The sequence below is a fragment of the Mesorhizobium silamurunense genome (assembly GCF_014843825.1).
Lineage (GTDB): Bacteria > Pseudomonadota > Alphaproteobacteria > Rhizobiales > Rhizobiaceae > Mesorhizobium > Mesorhizobium silamurunense.
Window position 1 is genome coordinate 1 of sequence record NZ_JHQR01000324.1, and the last position, 462, is coordinate 462.

Genomic DNA, 462 nt, shown 5'->3' on the forward strand with positions numbered 1-462 from the left:
CGCGCCATGCTGCCCTGCCTGCTGCTGCCCGCCGTCACCGCGCTGCTCACGCTCGGTGTGCCCTTCGTGACCGTCGGCCGCTGGCTGCTCGCCGGTGGCGCCGATATCTGGCGCTGGGACGAGATCGGCCTGGCACTCGGACAGACGCTGTTCCTCGCCATCGCCGGCGCGCTGCTTGCCACCATCGCCGCGATGCCGATGGCCTGGATCTCGATCCGCGCGCCGACCCTTTGCAGCGCCTGCTCGAGAGCTGCAACTACATCGTCAGCTCGTTGCCAGGCGTCGTCGTCGCGCTAGCGCTGGTGACTATCACCGTGCGTATCGCGCTGCCGCTCTATCAGACGCTCTTCACCATCCTTTTCGGCTATGCGCTGATGTTTTTGCCGCGCGCGCTGGTCAGCCTGCGCGCTTCGATCGCGCAGGCGCCGGTGGAGCTCGAGCGCGCCGCCTCCAGCCTGGGCC

General features: G+C 68.8%; 1 pseudogene. It reads left to right on the forward strand.

What is annotated here, in order from left to right:
- Nucleotides 1-462: pseudogene (locus DH10_RS31275) on the forward strand (ABC transporter permease subunit); the annotation flags it as partial.